Source organism: Sorangium sp. So ce836, assembly GCF_028553905.1.
Taxonomy (GTDB): Bacteria; Myxococcota_A; Polyangia; order Polyangiales; family Polyangiaceae; genus Sorangium; species Sorangium cellulosum_D.
In genome coordinates, this window is record NZ_CP102233.1 from 5,359,913 (window position 1) to 5,375,291 (window position 15,379).

At 73.8% G+C, this 15,379-nt stretch carries 9 protein-coding genes; 6 read left to right on the top strand and 3 right to left on the bottom strand.

The features are described 5' to 3' along the window. Positions 1-105 precede the first annotated feature (105 nt). Both NQZ70_RS19510 and NQZ70_RS19515 read left to right on the top strand, forming a co-directional pair. Positions 106-1,842 carry a hypothetical protein gene (locus tag NQZ70_RS19510; RefSeq protein WP_165374053.1) on the top strand — a complete coding sequence of 579 codons (1,737 nt, stop codon included), beginning with the start codon at positions 106-108 and terminating at the stop codon, positions 1,840-1,842. Next, the gene (locus NQZ70_RS19515) at positions 1,839-4,730 is read left to right on the top strand and encodes a hypothetical protein (protein ID WP_129575557.1); all 2,892 of its coding nucleotides are present in this window, start codon (positions 1,839-1,841) and stop codon (positions 4,728-4,730) included. Before NQZ70_RS19510 ends, NQZ70_RS19515 begins: the two co-directional genes overlap by 4 nt. Here the strand turns inward: NQZ70_RS19515 and NQZ70_RS19520 are convergent. Continuing rightward, positions 4,727-4,903 (bottom strand): hypothetical protein, encoded by a 177-nt coding sequence (locus tag NQZ70_RS19520; RefSeq protein ID WP_165373702.1) that lies wholly within the window; start codon positions 4,901-4,903, stop codon positions 4,727-4,729. The genes NQZ70_RS19515 and NQZ70_RS19520 overlap by 4 nt on opposite strands. 7 nt (positions 4,904-4,910) lie before the next feature. On the opposite strand from NQZ70_RS19520, the gene mutS reads away from it, so the two are divergent. Then, positions 4,911-7,556 carry a DNA mismatch repair protein MutS gene (gene mutS / locus NQZ70_RS19525; RefSeq protein WP_237245442.1) on the top strand — a complete coding sequence of 882 codons (2,646 nt, stop codon included), beginning with the start codon at positions 4,911-4,913 and terminating at the stop codon, positions 7,554-7,556. Between the two features lie 43 nt (positions 7,557-7,599). On the opposite strand, the gene NQZ70_RS19530 is transcribed toward mutS, so the two are convergent. Together NQZ70_RS19530 and NQZ70_RS19535 are read right to left on the bottom strand one after the other, a co-directional pair. Continuing rightward, the gene (locus NQZ70_RS19530; protein WP_237245443.1) at positions 7,600-9,642 is read right to left on the bottom strand and encodes an IgGFc-binding protein; all 2,043 of its coding nucleotides are present in this window, start codon (positions 9,640-9,642) and stop codon (positions 7,600-7,602) included. After that, the gene (locus tag NQZ70_RS19535; protein ID WP_129575560.1) at positions 9,642-11,753 is read right to left on the bottom strand and encodes an IPT/TIG domain-containing protein; all 2,112 of its coding nucleotides are present in this window, start codon (positions 11,751-11,753) and stop codon (positions 9,642-9,644) included. The genes NQZ70_RS19530 and NQZ70_RS19535 overlap by 1 nt, the downstream gene beginning before the upstream one ends. A 488-nt stretch (positions 11,754-12,241) precedes the next feature. Here NQZ70_RS19535 and rpsB point away from each other — a divergent pair, with 488 nt between their 5' ends. The 3 genes from rpsB to NQZ70_RS19550 all read left to right on the top strand — a co-directional run bounded on the left by rpsB (position 12,242) and on the right by NQZ70_RS19550 (position 15,288). Beyond that, positions 12,242-13,126: a 30S ribosomal protein S2 gene (rpsB, locus tag NQZ70_RS19540; protein ID WP_275938218.1), complete on the top strand. Its 885-nt coding sequence runs from the start codon at positions 12,242-12,244 to the stop codon at positions 13,124-13,126. Positions 13,127-13,383: 257 nt separating this feature from the next. After that, the gene (tsf, locus tag NQZ70_RS19545; protein WP_129575561.1) at positions 13,384-14,334 is read left to right on the top strand and encodes a translation elongation factor Ts; all 951 of its coding nucleotides are present in this window, start codon (positions 13,384-13,386) and stop codon (positions 14,332-14,334) included. Positions 14,335-14,343: 9 nt separating this feature from the next. After that, positions 14,344-15,288: a polysaccharide deacetylase family protein gene (locus NQZ70_RS19550; protein WP_129575562.1), complete on the top strand. Its 945-nt coding sequence runs from the start codon at positions 14,344-14,346 to the stop codon at positions 15,286-15,288. The last annotated feature ends 91 nt before the right edge of the window (positions 15,289-15,379 follow it).

The following is a 15,379-nucleotide window of genomic DNA, read 5'->3' on the forward strand; positions in this document are numbered from 1 at the left end:
GCCGCACGCTTCCGTCGCGCCGGCGCGCGCCGCGCGCGTCCGCCGCAAACGAACTCGTGGAGCGGGTTGCCAGTGCTCGTGGCGCTGACTAGTCTCCGCGCCCGCATGAAGCTCGGCAGCGCACTTCTCCAGACACCTCGCATCGTCGGCGTGGGCCTCGCGGCCTCGATCTTGGGCGGGCTCGGGGGTGCCGGCTGCTTCGTCGACAGCGAGGGGCTCCCGCCGCCGGGCGCAGGGCTCTATTTCCCGACCGGCCTGGCGGCGTCCCCCGGCGGCCGGGTCCTCTACGTCGCGAACTCGGACTTCGATCTCCAGTACAACGGCGGCACGGTCCAGGCGCTGGATCTCCAGCGGCTGCGCAAGCGGGCGCTCGCGCTCCAGGCGTCGCTCGCGCCGGCCGAAGCGGGCGAGGGCGTCACCGTGAGCGCGGCGTGCGGGGCCGTGGGCCTCGGCACCAACCCCGCGCCGCTGAGCTACCCGGGGCCGTGCGCGCCGCTCGATCTCTCCTCCCTCCAGGGAGACGAGGCGGTCGTGCGGAGCTCGGCCGTCATCGGCGCGTTCGCGTCGAACGTCCTCCTCGTGCACCGGCCGCTCGCCGGCGACGCCGCCGGCGGCGACGCGGACGCGCCCAAGGCGCGGCTGTTCGTGCCCGTCCGCGGCGACCCCTCGGTGACCTTCTTCGACGTCGCCGACGATCGGCTCGACGCCCCCGACGCGCAGCGCTGCAGCGGGGACTCCTGCTTTCAGCTGGACTGCGGCGCGGCCGAGGCGGGGGGGCGCTGCGGCCGAGACCACCGCATCGGGGAGGATCCGGGCCAGGAGCTCCTCCGGCGCAAGCTGCCGCTCGAGCCGTTCGGCATCGCCGCCGGCCCGGACGGGACGAGCGTCGTCGTCTCGCACCAGACGGAGGACACCGCGAGCGTCATCGTGAACCCGTGGGAGAGAGGGAGGAGGCCGCAGCTGGCCGCGGTCCTCACCGATCTCGCCCTCGGCCCCACGGAGCTCGCGGCCGTGCCGCGCCCGCGCCTCGTTGCCCAGCTGAAGGCAGCCGACCAGGAGATCGACTACCAGCCCGCGTTCGCGCTCACGTTCATCGCGGCGCCGCAGCTCGGTCTGCTCCGCTACCAGGAAGCGTCCGAGGGCGCGGCGGCGCTCCTCTTCGAGTCGCCCACCACCCCGATCACCGCGCTCGCGAACGGCACCGACTCCCGCGGCATCGCGATCGACGCGCGCGAGCGGCAGGCGTGCGAGGCGGGCTGCGGGGACGCCGACTACGCGTGCCTCGCGCGGTGCACGGAGATCCCGCTCGATTTGTACGTGGCGCACCGCTTCCCGAACTCGCTGCTCATCGGGGAGGTGATCACGACCCTGGTCGAAAACGCATCGGCCGATCCCGAGAGGCCCGAGGATCGGTGGGCCGCGGCGTACGAGACGGTCAGGATCCGCGACGCCGTGCGGCTCGCGGCCTACCCGTCGCGGGTCGAGGTGGGCGAGGTGATCGGGGCGGACAACCAGCGCCACCGGCGGGTCTTCGCGGCCGCGTTCGACTCGGGCCGCGTCTTCTCCTACGACCCGGAAGCGCGCGGCATCGACGCCGAGATCGCCACCGGGCGCGGGCCGCAGGCGCTCGCGTTCGACACGGGCTACGCCTGCGGCGACGAGAAGGAGCGCTGCGACTGCGCGCCGGGCAGCGACGGCTGCGAACCCTATTCCCTCATGTACATCGCGCATTTTACCGACTCGTACCTCGGCGTCGTCGACCTCGACCTGCGCAAGGCGAACACGTCCGCACAGATGATCCTCACGGTGGGCACGCCGGTCCCGCCCCGGGAGTCCCAATGAAGCTGCGCGCCGCGGTCATCGCCCCTGCCTCCGTCCTGGCGCTCGCCGGGTGCGCCGAGGACCCCGAGCCGGTCGCCGTCGAGGCGCTGTCGCAGTCCGGCCAGAGCGCCTTCGTCTGCCTCGCCGTCGACCGGCCGGATCCGAGCGCGCCGGGCGTGGTGCGCTCGCTGCCGATCACCGACTGCGGGGACCGCACGGCCAAGTCGCCCAGCGACTTCGGCGTCGACGCGGCCAGCGGGGGCAAGGCCACGCTCCCGCACCTCTACGCCCTCGTGACGCAGACGTCGCGCGGCGAGATCGCGGTCATCGACATGACCACCGAGAGCTCGCCGATCCTCGATCAGGACACGGGCATGCCCGGCGCGAGCTTCCTCCCGGTCGGCGCGCAGCCGGTCGACATCATCGCGACGCCGGGCGGCACCGCGTCGTTCGTCGCCGTCGCCGAGCCGGGGCGCGCGGGCATCTTCGCGCTCCCGTCGTCGAAGGTGGTGCCGCGCACCGGCTGTCCGGTCCCGTCGCTCACCGCGTGGCCGGCGTGCTCGCTTCCTTCGCCGCCCGGCGAGGTGCTGCTCGCCTCCGATCCGCCGGATCCCGACGGCAAGCTGCGGGCCTCGTGCTCGGGCGCCTACGACGTCGAGCCGGCGAGCCCCGAGGAGGCCGAGGCGGGCGGCGACGCCTGCGGCAGCGGGAGCGGCGACCTGAGCCAGGAGGGGCTCGGCCGGCAGAAGCTCGTCGTGAGCATGCCCGAGCTCGGCGGCTTCGCCGTGATCGACGCGCAGACGCTCCTCCAGGACGAGCGGTACCAGGACGGCGGGTTCGCGCCGTGCGAGGTGGAGCGGTGGGTCCCCCTCGAGGTCTCGCTGCCCGTCGCGCCGCCGTCCCCGGCGCCCGACGAGGCGTCGGACGGCCCCGCCGCGTGCGTCCAGCCGGAGACCCCGGCGCGCCCCGCGCAGGCGGTCGCGACGCCCCGGCCCGCGGGGCTCGCGCTCGCCGGCGACCGGCTGTTCATCGGCGATCTCGACGCGCCGGTGATCCACGTCGTCCATCTCCCGACGCCCTGCGCGCCGGCCGAGCTGCCCCCGCTCCTGCCCGCGTCGACGCTCGACCCCGAGCGCGTCGTCACGACGAGGCGCATCGCGGTGAGCCAGGCGCTGCCGCCCGACTTCCGCCGCTACCTCTACGCGGTCGACGCGGGCGACGGCAGCGTCATGGTCTTCGACGTCAGCGACGGCGCGTCCAGCCGGTCGCCGCTCGCGCGCCCCCATCCGGAGTGGAACCCGTTCCAGCCGCCCGACCGCATCCGGCTGACCGCGCCGGTCCGCGATCTCGCGATCGTCCATCGCGACGCCCCCGCCATCCTCCCCGCGTCGGGCGTGGCGCCGGAGGGCCTCCGGTGCGATCCGGATCCGGACCTCAGGCAGTGCGACGTCAACGTCGCCTCGTGCGACCTCGAGACGCTGTACCGCACCTCGCCGAACCGCGACTCCGGCGCCGGCCCGCTCAAGCTGCGCGGCTCGTTCGCCTACCTCGCGCTCACGAACGGCCAGGTCGCGGTCGTCGACGTCGACGACCTCGACGCGGCCTGCCGCGGGCCCGAGCAGCCGAGCGCCCGCGCGGGCTGCGCCGGGGCATCTCCCGGCGGCGAGCCGCTCAAGACGAGCGGCGAGGTCTCCTGCAACGTCGTCCTCCCGCACGCGCTCCGCTCGGAGGACTACGTCGTGACGAACGACGCCACCGGCGTCCTCGAGCCCGGCGTGCAAGGCCTGCCGATCCTCTACGATCGCAGCGGCGCGGTCGTCCCGCTCTCCGCGGACAGCCCGAAGATGCGCGCCACGCTCCCGTCCGAGGCCGCGGACGCGCCGGCGCTCGCGCTCGCGGTGGGCACCCAGCGCGCGGCGATCGAGTCGGCCGACACCGGCGAGAGCGCGCTCGACGAGCGGGGGCTCGTGCTGAGGTCCGGCCAGCCGCAGAACGCGCTGGCGATGAACCTCGAGGACCCTCGCGTGCACCTCGTCAACGAGGCGTGGACCGTCACCTACGAGGGGACGCTCCCCGGCTTCGCGCGGACCTTCGTCCACTTCGACGAGGAGGCCGCCGTGAGGAGCGGCGACGCCCGCTTCTGCCGCCGCGGCGTGCAGAGCCGGGCCAGCGCCCGGGAGCAGCTGCTCGCCGCCGGCGTCCCCGAGGGCGAGGCCGACGCGCAGGCCGCCGAGCTCGCCGACTTCGTGCAGATCACGTCCGAGCTCCCGGGCGAGGACGCCGGCTACTGGGACGAGGTCGATCCGGCCGTGTGCTCGTTCGAGAGCTGCAACGCGAAGTACGGCAGCGTCATCACGTCGCGCCCGGGGCTCCGCGTCGCCGAGGCCTACGAGGACCGCCTCGCGCTCGAGTCGCGCGATCCCGCGGTCGACGAGGTCGCGTTCGCGGCGTGCTGCTTCCCCGGCGAGGTGCAGCTCGACGTCCGCCCGGCGCGCCAGTGGGTGGTCCGGAGCAACGCGGCCGGCTTCCTGCACCACGTGATCGCCGATCCCGAAACGGGCAGGTGCCGCGACTCGTGCGACGCGCGCCTCGCGCGGCTCAACGGGCGCGTCGCGCACACGCCCGTCGACGGGCGGGTGACCGACGGCGCGCCGGGCGCGTTCGTCAACCCGATGTTCCGCTTCGCCATCACGGGGGGCGTGCCCGAGCAGGACATGCAGTTCCGCTTCACCACCCAGGGGGCGTTCAACCCCCTCTTCGTGGACCTCGTCAGGAACCAGGTGGAGCTCCAGCCCCAGGCCATCCGGCCCGTCCCGGCGACCGGGGAGATCGCCGTCACCGACGGCTCGTTCCAGGGCCTGATCCTGCTCGGCGGAAACGGCGCCGAGGTCGTGCGCCGGTTCCACTAGCCCCACCCGCCGAGCGGCGCGCGCCATTCCGGTTTCTGCGCCGAGTTTTCCACGAAAATCGCGGGATAATCGCGCTGCGAACGCTCGAGTCCCGCGTAGACCTTGCCGGGCGTCGCGGTTAAAACCCCGGCGATGCAACTGTCCGAGCAGCCCGCGGCCAGGAAGAAGCTCACGCCGGTGATGCGTCAGTACGAGGACGCGAAGGCGCTCCACCCGGACGCGATCCTCTTCTTCCGGATGGGCGACTTCTACGAGATGTTCAACGACGACGCGGTCCTCGTGTCGCGCGCGCTGAACCTGACGCTCACGAGCCGCAACAAGGGGGAGCCCGAGGAGGTCCCCATGGCCGGCGTCCCGCACCACGCGGCGCACGGGTACATCGCGCGGCTCCTCGCGCTCGGCCACAAGGTGGCGATCTGCGAGCAGTGCGGCGACCCGTCGAAGATCAAGGGGCTCGTGCCGCGGCAGGTGGTGCGCGTCGTCACGCCGGGGCTCGTGACCGAGACCGAGCAGCTCGACGCGCGCGCCAACCACTACCTCGCGGCCGTCGACGGCGGCGGCGCGCCGCGCGGCGACGCCGGCGCGGCGAGCGGGCCGTACGGCCTCTCGCTGCTCGATCTCTCCACGGGCGAGCTCTCGGCGACGTCGGTCCCGGACGCCGCCACGCTGCTCGCGGAGCTCTCCCGGGCGGATCCGCGCGAGGCGCTGATCGCCCGGGATCTGCCGGACATCCGCGCGGCCGCGACCTCGCTCTCCTGCCGCGCGGCGCTGCGCGACGACGACGAGCTCGACAGCGCGGACGTCGCGTCGATCCTCGACGACGCCGCGATCGAGCCGATCTCGGCCGCGGCGCTCGCCGAGCACCCGCTCCCGGCGGTGCGCGCGGCGGCGCGGGCGCTGCGCTTCGCGCGCCGCTGCAGCCCCGGCGCGCGCATCCCGGTGCGGCGCATCGCCCCGCACGACACCTCGGGCACGCTGCGCATCGACGAGACGGCCCAGGCGCACCTGGAGCTCGCGCGCGCCGCCGACGGCGGCCGCCGCGGCACGCTCCTCGACGTCATCGACTGCACGGTCACCCCGGGCGGCGCCCGGCTCCTGCGCCGCCGCCTGCTCACGCCGCTCGCCGACGTCGCGGCCATCCGCCGCCGCCTCGACGAGGTGGAGCTCTTCGTCGCGAACCCGCGCGCCCGCGGAGAGCTGCGCGAGGCGCTCGGCGGCGTCGGCGACCTCGAGCGCCTCAGCGTCCGCGCGCTCCTCGGCGAGGCCACGCCGCGCGACCTCGGCTGCCTGCGCGACGGCCTCGCGGCGGCCCCGGCGGCGGTCGCCGCGGTCCGGTCGATCCCCGACCTCGGCGACGGGGGCGCGGCGCCGCTGCTCGCCGAGGCGGCGGCCGTGGACGTCGCCGCCGACGTCTGCGCCGAGCTCACCGCCGCGCTGGTCGAGCGGCCGCCGCCGAACGCGCGCGAGGGCGGCATCTTCCGGGAGGGCTACGACAAGGAGCTCGACGAGGCGCGCGCCGTGGAGAAGAACGCGACCGAGCTCATCCTCGCGCTCGAGGCGAAGCTGCGCTCGCAGACGGGCGCGCCGTCGCTCCGGGTCAAGTACACGCGCGTCTTCGGCTGGTACATCGAGGTGACGCGCGCGCACGTCGCCAAGGTCCCGGACAGCTTCCGCCGCAAGCAGACCGTCGCGACCGGCGAGCGCTACACGAGCGACGAGCTCGACGAGCTCGCCGACAAGATCGAGCACGCCGGCGCGCGCGCGCTGGAGCGCGAGGCCTCGCTCTTCGAGCGGCTGCGGGGCCTCGTGGCGAAGGGCGAGGGCCGCCTCCGCGCCCTCGCGCGCAGGCTCGCGGCGTGGGACGTCGCCGCCGCCCTCGCCGACGTCGCCCACCGCAACGACTACGTGCGGCCCCACGTCACGGCCGGCGAGGCGCTCGCGATCCGCGACGGCCGCCACCCCGTGGTCGAGCGCTACGCGGCCGCGGGGCACTTCGTGCCGAACGACACCCGCCTCGATCTCTCGGGCGAGCGGCTCTGGCTGATCACGGGCCCCAACATGGCCGGCAAGTCGACGCTCATGCGCCAGGTCGCGCTCATCGTGGTGCTCGCGCAGATGGGCAGCTACGTGCCGGCGCGCGAGGCCGAGATCGGCCTCGTCGACCGGATCCTCTCGCGCGTGGGCGCGAGCGACAACGTCGCGCGGGGCGAGAGCACGTTCATGGTCGAGATGCGGGAGACGGCCGAGATCCTCCGCGATGCCACGCGGCGCTCGCTGGTGATCCTCGACGAGATCGGCCGCGGCACGAGCACGTACGACGGCCTCGCGATCGCCTGGGCGGTGGCCGAGCACCTGTTCGACGCGATCGGCTGCCGCGCCCTGTTCGCGACGCACTACCACGAGCTGACGGAGCTCTCGGCGCGCGCGCCGGGCATCGCGAACTACTCGGTCGCCGCGCGCGAGCACGGCGACGACGTGATCTTCCTGCACAAGCTCGAGCCCGGCCCCGCGAGCCGCAGCTACGGCGTGGCGGTCGCGCGGCTCGCGGGCGTGCCCGAGGGCGTGCTCGCGCGCGCCCGCGCGATCCTCGCGACGCTGGAGTCGGGCGCCGCGCTGCCGGGCGGCAAGCACGCCTCGCTCCGCGGCCGCACGCGCGGCGGCGCCGCGCAGCTCGACCTGTTCGTCCCGGCGCAGGCCGCCGTGACGCCGGAGCAGGCGGCCATCCTCGAGACGCTCCGCGCCGTGGACGTCGATCGGCTCGCGCCGCTCGACGCGCTGCGGCTCGTGGCGAAGCTGAAGGGGCTGCTCGGCGGCGCCGGCAAATGACCGCGGCGGCCGGCGCCGGCTCGCGTCGAGGCGGCGCCGCGCCTCAGTCCGGCGCCGCGATCTCCCGCAGCTCGGTGCCGCCCGCGTACGCGTAGCTCACGAACGAGTCGAACCCCGTGACGAGCAGCCCCACGGGCGCGGAGGCCGCGATCCGGTGCACGCCGTCGCGCTGCCGCCCGGGCAGCACGTTGTCCGGCGCCGGCAGCGTCGGATCGATCGACGCGAAGCTCAGCTGGCAGCGGTAGACGACGAACGGCGGCGCGCCGCCCCCGCGCTGCTCGTCGGTGAGCCCGTCCGCGGGCGCGATCTCGCACTCCTCCGGCCCGAGCGCCACGCCGTCGAGCCGCACGACGGCGGACGGCGGCGCGATCACGGAGATGAAGTCGAACGCGTACTTGTCCGGCGTCAGGAACACGTAGTCCTGCCGGAACTGCTCGATGGGCGGCAGGATGACGAGGCTCGGGTCTCCGCCCGGCAGCCCCTGCCGCACCCCGGTCGCGTTCTGGCTGGCCATGATCTGCGACACGATGACCGGCTCGGAGCTCTCGATCGTGAAGTCGCCCCACGCCATCACCTCGTGGAACGCGCCCTGCGACGACAGCGTGATCCGGTCGTCCGGCGGCGGCAGGGTCGTCGTGATCGCCGCGCCCTTGCTGCTCACGGCCACGATCCTGACGTACTCCGGCTCGGGCACGACCTCGATCTGCGCGCCCGCCTGCTTCACCGTCTGCGACCGGTTCGGCGTGTGCGGAACGGCGAAGCGCTTGCCGGCCGCGCGGATCGGGTCGAGCTGGTCCTCCAGGTGATCGGCGCAGCAGCGCCGATCCGCGAGCTTCGGGAAGTGGGGCGCGTCCGACGCCTCGCCCCCGGTGAAGACCGCGATCGGCTGGTCGGCCTTGATGACCGAGCCGGTGAAGTCCTCGTTGAACCCGCCGGTCTCCAGGTTGAGCACGTCGAACGCGCCGAGCTTGACCTCGATCGACCCGCCCGCCGGCGTCTCCGGGACCGGCCCGCCGCCTACGATCTTCGCCGTCGTCTTCACCTGCACCGTGGTGTCCTCGCGCGTCCCGACGATGGTCAAGAACGCCCGCAGATCGGTCGGGTTCAGCGGATCGAAGTTCGTGTCCGGATCGTCCGTGCTCGCGATGGTCTGCGGCCACCCGGCGACCACGTACGCCGTCGTCAGCGCGCCCGGGCTGTACGTCAGCGCCTCGCGCGGCTTCAGGAGCGAGGCGTCGTTGGAGAACACGTTGACGTTCTCCAGCGGGTTGAACTGGTAGGCGACGACGGGAAATTTCGAGGTGATCTTGTACGCGTGCCGCGTGAGCGCCGTGTGCGTGCCCGCGTTGTACTCGCCCTCCGGGCTGCCATCGACCTCGCGCGGCCCCAGCTTGAACACCTGGAGGTAGAGCGGCGCGATCAGCGCGCTCGCGATCTCCACGGGGGCGGGCGGATCGCCGGGCGCGCCGTCGTCCTGGAAGATGTGGACCTCGTTGGGCACGTCCGGCTGCGGGTTCGAGATCACCACGGCGAACTGCTGCGCCGCCGCGTTGCTGGTCGCGTCGATCAGCGCGTTGTCCAGATCGACCGCCCAGTACTCGCACCCCACGTTGCTCCGCTCGACCTCGGCGGCGGCGCAGAGGTGGAGGCAGCTGCCGCCGCGGCACGCCTCGCCGGCGTCCGGGTCGCACGTCTCGAGCACGCCGCCGAAGCTGCCGTCGGGCGCGCACGTCACGACGTCCTGCCCTCGGCACGACGTCACGCCGGGCACGCACGCCCTGCACCCGAGGTCGATCGACGCGCACACGAGCCCCTGCGCGGCGCAGTCTTCGAGCGTCACCCAGGCGGGCCCGGCCGCGGTCTCCTCGCAGCGCGAGAGCTCCGCGCCGCACCGCATCTCGCCGGCCGTGCACGGCGGGGGCGGCGGCGGCTCGTCCGGGAGCTCGCCCCACCGGAGGCCGCTGTCGAAGCAGCTCGGCGCGAGCCCGAGGGCCGCGGCGGCGAGGAGGGCGGCGGCCGCCGCGCGCCGCGGGCGGGCGCGGCGCCGTGACCTGCGGGATCGCGTCGGGGGGAGCGGCTCGCTCATCACAGGTGCGCGCTGAAGCTGTCGAGGGAGTACGCCGCCATCCCTTGCGGCGTGAGCTGCCGGTAGACGAGCTTGCCGTAATCGAACCCGTCGATCCGCGCCCCGTACACGCCGATCGTGACCGGCCCCGGCGGCAGCGCGCCGTGATCGAGCCCGAGCTGCCGGATGTCGGGCAGCTCGACGGCGTGCGACCCGGCCGGCACGGCCACGGTCCACCGGATGAGGCCGCTCCCGCTCGCGATGTCGTAGACGCTGAGGTCGACGGGCGCGCCCGCGCCGAACGAGGTCGCGAGGTGCGCGCCGTCCCAGGCGCCGTTCTGCGCCGGCGTCTCCAGGGTCGGAACGCCCACGAAATCGCCGATGCGCACCGGCTCGCTCGTGCTGGTCGAGAGCGCGCGGCCGACGACGGACAGCGGCGCGAGCCCGGCCTGGCCGGTGACGGCGCGCGCCGAGGAGTGGTAGCGCGCCCCGAGCAGATCGCGGTTGAGCGGCGGGACGCCCACGAACGAGAGCCGCCCGTCGAATGGGATCAGCGGGCTCTGTGCGCCGGCGGGCAGCGTGGCGTACCCGTCGTTGCCGATCATCAAGGACACGTTCGCCTTGATCCGGTCCGGCCCCTTCGGCCCCTTCGCGGGCGCGGTGACCTCCATCGTGAGGGCGTGATCGAGCGGCTGATCGATCCGCACGAACACGTCCGTCGTCACCCGGTTCGGGAGCAGCGGGATCCCGCGGACGATCCCCATCGCGTACGCGGTGAAGCGGGGCGGGGTCGTCGATCGATCCTCGACGCCCGCGAGCGCGTAGATCGTGCGGTTGCCGGGCGCGAGGTACATCGTGAACCCGTGCCCGAGGTCTCCCGGCGTGTCCGGGGTGATCGCCTGGTACTCCGGCGGCAGTTTGAAGGTCGCGAGCGGATCGGCCCCCGTCGTGAACACGTACGCCGCCTTGCGCTCGGTCTCGCGCTGCGGGCTCGGGATGTTGCCCCACGCGGCGGCCCCTGGGTCCAGCGCCGTGTCCCAGACGAGCTCGCCGTCGAGCACGGCCGCGCTGCCCACCTTGCCGCCGACGGGCGGGGGCGGATCGCCGGAGGCGCCGCACGCGGGCGTGAGCACCGGGTCCAGGTACACGGTCACCGTGTCGACCGGCACGAAGGCGAACGAGATCGGGCTGTGGCACGTCGCCGCGACGGTGACGGTCCGCGGGGCGTCGAGCGAGGCGTCCTCGAACACGGCGACGCCGGACGCGTCGGCCTCGCCGCGGAGCGCGGACGCGAGGCTGCTGCCCACGACCACGCGCGCGCCCGGGATCGGGTCGCCGGTGAAGTTGTTGTAGACGAGGACCTTGAGCCGTCCGGCGAGGGGGCCGCCGCTGAGCCCGCCCTTGTAGCCGTTCTGGCTGTCCTCGTAGGTGTAGCCGTCGAGCACGAGGATCGTCTCGTCGCCGGTCGTCACCGAGATCGTCTTCGCGCCGGGCGTGCCCTGGGGCACGGTGCAGGCGAGCCGGGTCGGCTCCAGGACGGCGAGCGACGTGCAGGGCTTCTGACCGATCCTGGCGACGGTCGTCGCGTCCCAGCGCGTGCCTTGCCCGATGAGCTCGATCGTCGTGCCGCCCGAGATGGGCCCGCTCGACGGCGACGCGTAGAGCGCGTCGTAGACGTAGCCGCCCGGCAGCGCTCGTCGGGTCGACGCGTCGTCGCCGTTCTGCGCCGCGAGCTCCACCGGCCCGGCCGCGCCCGGCGGCGCCACCACCTGGACCCGGCTGGGATCGATGGGCACGATCGCGGACGGATCGACCTCGACGTCGCCGAACCAGACGCGGACCTTGGAGCTGAAGCCGTTTCCGTGGAGCAGGACGCGCTGGCCCCCGTTGAACGGGCCGTGCGTCGGGTCCGCGCCGAGCAGGGCGTGCGGATCGGCGTCCGGGAGCCCGGCGCCGGCCGACGAGGACGTCGTCTGCGGATCCGCCCCGAAGTCGCCGCCGCCGCCCCCGTCGCCGTCGGTCTGCCGGCGGATGCCGCTCGGGGCCGTGGCGATGCAGGCGGAGACGACCGCGAGGCCTGCGCAGATCGGGGCGAAGCGTACAGGAAGGAAGCGTCGTGACGCGGTTCGCACGCGCCGAGTGTACGCCATCGTGGATGCCGGGACACGGCGCCCCGCGCCCCGCGGCGCAGCGGTTCCGTGCCGCGCCGCGCCTCGTCCGAGCAGCGCGGCCGCGTCGGGTTCATGCGGGACGACGCGCGCTCGCACGGGCGCGCCGGCCGAACGCCGCGGCGCGCGTGCCGCGCGTGCCTCGATAACTTGATAACTCGATAACCCCGCGTAACCTTGCATAAATACTTGAAAATATCGGCCCCGTGCCCACCGCCGCCTCCGCTTGACAAGCGCGGCGCATCGGGGTAGCAAACCGCCCCCTTCTCGCGGTTTCGTGACGAGGGGGACAGCGGCGGTCGAATCCTCGCCGTCGCTGCGACGAAATCCACACGCTCTCCTGGCACCCACGGCATTCCGCGGCCCGGTGCCCCATCGGCTCGGACGCTCCTGTCCGTGCGTGGGGTTGGCGGCGGGAGGGGGAGCGGCGGACCAACCGAAAGGACACAGCCGTGACCGATACGAGCATCTCCGCATCCGCCCCGGCGGCCGACACCATGCAGGCCGTTGCCCCCCAGCAGGGGGATTTCCCGCTCCCGCTCCGCTCGCTGCTCGACGCGGGCGTGCACTTCGGCCACCAGACCAAGCGCTGGAACCCGAAGATGCGGCCGTTCATCTACGGCGCGCGCAACGGCATCCACATCATCGATCTCGACCAGACGACGCGGCTCTTCAAGCGCGCGTACGACTTCCTGACCGACGCCGTCGGCCGCGGCGGCCACGTGCTGTTCGTCGGCACGAAGCGCCAGGCGCAGGACATCGTGCAGGAGGAGGCCCGCCGGTCCGGCATGTACTTCGTCACGAACCGCTGGCTCGGCGGCACGCTGACGAACTTCCGCACGATCAAGCAGGGCCTCGATCGCCTCCGCACCCTCGAGCGCATGAAGGAGGACGGGACCTACGAGCAGCTGCTCAAGAAGGAGGTCGTCCGCCTCGAGAAGGAGCGCGAGCGGCTCGAGAAGTACCTCGGCGGCCTCAAGGGCATGGGCGGCCTGCCCGCGGCGATCTTCGTGATCGATCCGCACCAGGAGTCGATCGCGATCAGCGAGGCGCGCAAGCTGAACGTCCCGGTCGTGGCCATCACGGACACGAACTGCGACCCGGATCTCGTCGACTTCGTGATCCCTGGCAACGACGACGCCATCCGCTCGATCCGGCTGATCACGGCGCGCGTCGCGGACGCGTGCGTCGAGGGCGCGCAGCGCCGCAAGGATCACGGCGAGGGCGCGCACGGCTCGCAGCCCCCGGCCGGCGGCCGCGGCCAGCGCGACGAGATCAACGTCTACCAGGGCGGCCGCGGCGGCCGCGGCGGTCCGCGCCAGCAGCAGGCATCGTAGCGCGGCGCGAGCCGCATCGGAGAGCGGCCCGGCGCACGGGCGGCGGGTGACGGCGTCGCCTCCCGCCCGGCGCGGTGGAGACCGCGGGAGCGCGGAGGGCGCGGGGACAGAAATGAAAATTTCACGCCTCTGCGCCTTCTGTGCCTCTGCGGTCCGGCGGATCGCCGCGCGGGCCCTCGTGATCACCAGTCTGAAGTGCGATGAAGAGGGGCCGCTCGGCGCGGCCTCTTCCTATCTAGGTTGAAGGAGAAAGAGCCATGGCCGGCATCAATGCGCAGGCGATCAAGGAGCTTCGTGAGCGTACCCAGGCGGGGATGAGCGACTGCAAGAGCGCCCTCACGGAGGCCGAGGGCGACATGGAGAAGGCGGTCGAGATCATCCTGAAGAAGGGTCTCGCGAAGAGCGCCAAGCGGGCCGGCGCGTCCGCCACCGAGGGCGAGGTTCGCGCGGCGGTCGCGGCCGATCGGCGGAGCGCGACGATGGTCGAGGTCAACATCCAGACCGATTTCGCCGCCCGCAACGACGCGTTCCGGCAGTTCGTCGGCGACGTGCTCGCCGCGGCCGAGAAGGCGCCGGAGGGCGCGGACGTCGCGCAGCTCTCGATCGGCGGCAAGCCGGTCGCCGACGTCGCGACGGAGCTGACGGCGCGCATCGGCGAGAAGATCGCGGTGCGGCGGTGGGATCGGGTGTCGGTCCCCGAGGGCAAGCACGGCGTCGCGCACGCCTACGTGCACCTCGGCGGCAAGATCGGCGTGCTCGTGGCGGTCGAGGCCGCGAGCCAGGCGGTGGCGGATCACCCCGAGGTGCAGAAGTTCGTCGAGGACACGGCGATGCAGGCCGCCGCGATGAGCCCGCTGGTCCTCCGCCGTGAGGAGATCACCGAGGAGCTGAAGGCGAAGCAGAAGGAGATCTTCGAGGCGCAGCTGCGCGAGGATCCGAAGCCGAAGCCGGAGTCGGCGTGGCCGAAGATCATCGAGGGCAAGTTCAACAAGTGGTACTCGGAGGTCGCGCTGATCGAGCAGGAGTCGGTCGAGGCGGCGTCGCGCGGCGTGACGGGCCAGACGATCGACAAGCTGCGCGAGGCGGCCGCGAAGGCGGCCGGCGGCGAGGTCAAGCTCACGCGCTTCGTGCGGTACGAGCGCGGCGAGGGCATCGCCAAGAAAGAGGACGACTTCGCCGCCGAGGTGGCGAAGATGGCCGCGAGCTGACGCGGTCCGATGGGGGGGCGCCTCGCCGCCGTCTCGATCGATCTCGACGAGGTCCCGAACTACTTCGCCATCCACGGGCTCGCCGTCCCGGAGCGCACCGGGGCGGCGGCCTCGCCGAGCGCCGTCTATGACACGGCGCTGCCGCGCATCGCGGCCTTCGCCGCGTCCCACGGCATCCCCGTCACGCTGTTCGCGATCGGCCGCGATCTCGCGCGCCCCGCGAGCGCGGCGGCCTTGCGCGCGCTGAGCGACGCGGGCCACGCGGTCGAGAACCACTCCTACGGGCACCGGTACGACCTCTCGCGGCTCCCGCGCGCCGCGATCGCCTACGACGTGCTGCTGGGCGCCGAGGCGATCGCGGAGGCGGTCGGCCGGCGGCCCACGGGCTTCCGCGCGCCGGGGTACACGGTGAGCGACGCGCTGTTCGACGCGCTCGACGCGGTCGGGGTCGCGTTCGACTCGTCGGTGTTCCCGTGCCCGCCGTATTACGCGGCGAAGGCGCTCGCGATGGGGGCGCAGCGCGCGAAGGGGAGGGGATCGGCGGCGATCCTGGACACCCCGCGGGTGCTCGCGGCGCCGCGGCGGCCGTACCGGCCGGGGCGGCCGTGGTACCGGCGCGGCGGGCGGCGCTTCGTCGAGCTGCCGATCCAGGTGACGCCGGGGCTGCGGCTGCCGGTGATCGGGACGAGCGTGGCGCTCGCGGGCGCGACGGGGGCGCGGCTCCTGGCGCGCGCCTGCGCCGGGGAGGCGCTCGTCAACCTGGAGCTGCACGGGATGGACTTCCTCGACCGGGGGGACGGCCTCGAGGCGCTCGCGCCGTACCAGCCGGAGCTCCGGGTGCCGCTCGGCACGCGGATGGAGGCGCTGGGGGCGTTCGTGGAGGAGATCGCGCGGGGTGGAGCGAGGTTCGTGCGGCTGGACGAGGCGGCGGGGGAGCGCGGGCTCGTGGAGTGACCCGGGTGGCCGGATGGGGGCGCGACTTTTCTGACGCGCCTGGGACCGGCACGCTGAGCTTCGCCGCGAGCGGTGAGCGGCGGCGTCGCTG